The organism is Agromyces binzhouensis (assembly GCF_004135055.1).
Classification (GTDB): Bacteria; Actinomycetota; Actinomycetes; order Actinomycetales; family Microbacteriaceae; genus Agromyces; species Agromyces binzhouensis.
The window spans coordinates 1-1078 of record NZ_SDPL01000663.1 but is presented as its reverse complement, the minus strand read 5'-3'; the positions used below and the strand labels follow the sequence as shown (position 1 = coordinate 1078).

Below are 1078 nucleotides of genomic sequence, written 5' to 3'. Positions count from 1 at the left end.
GGGACGCGGTTCGCGCCCGGCGACGCGCGGATCCGGCCGCTCGACGGGCGGGCGGGCCTCCCGGGACTCGACGACGAGCTGGACGCCTTCGATCCGCACGCGGTGCTGCTCGCGCTGCGCGGCCCGTTCGTCCGGGTGATCGCGCCGAGGCTGCTCCGGCGCCGGAACCGCCCGGTGCTCGTGAGCGGATTCCCGGGCCTCACCATCCCGGCCGTCCCGAAGGCCGTCGTGTACCGCGAGCAGACCGACCTGATCGTGCTGCACAGCCGCCGCGAGGTGCGCGAGTTCCGCGCGAATGCCGCGGACCTCGGCGTGGACCGGATGTTCGGACTCGCGACGCTGCCGTTCCTCGCGAGCGCCGAGCCGGTGGAGGCGGCCGCTCCGGGCGGCACGGACGTGGTCTTCGCGGCCCAGGCGAAGGTCCCCGTCGGTCCCGACCAGCGCAGCCTCGTCCTCTCCGCCCTCGCGGAACTCGCCCGGAGGCGGTCCGATCGACGCGTCGTCGTGAAGGTCCGCGCTCGCGCGGGCGAGGCCCAGACGCACGAGGAGGCGCACGACTACGCCGACCTGATGGGCGACCTCGGCGCCGCGGGGGAGCTCCCGCGGAACCTCGTCGTCGAGGACGGCCCGATGGCGGCCCACCTCGCGCGTGCCGGCGCGCTCGTGACGGTGAGCTCGACGGCCGCGCTCGAGTCGATCGCGCTCGGTCTCCCGACGCTGCTCCTCGACGACTTCGGGGTGTCGCCGGCGATGATCAACACGGTGTTCGAGGGCGCCGGGCTCTTCGGGTCGACGGACGACCTCGAGGCCGGTCGCTTCAGGCTCGCCGAGCCGGCGTGGCTCGCCGACAACTACTTCCACGGTCACGACGCCGACGATTGGGCCGCGCGGCTCACCGCACTCGTGGAGTCGCGCGAGATCGTGCCGCTGCCGCACCTGGAGCGTCGCCACGACCTGTCGGGCGGCGCGCTGAGGTCGGCCTTCGAGCGGCGCCGCATGCTCGGCGAGCACGATCCCAGCCTCGCGGGTGCGCTCGCCTGGGGCGTGGGCGTCCCGGCCCGGGGGGTCGTCCGGCGGG

1 protein-coding gene is annotated in these 1078 nt (G+C 75.1%); it reads left to right on the top strand.

The genetic code is table 11. The annotated features are described in order from the left end of the window. The coding region (locus ESO86_RS19520) for a DUF6716 putative glycosyltransferase (RefSeq protein WP_165308332.1) at window positions 1-1078 on the top strand (1078 nt) is incomplete at both ends.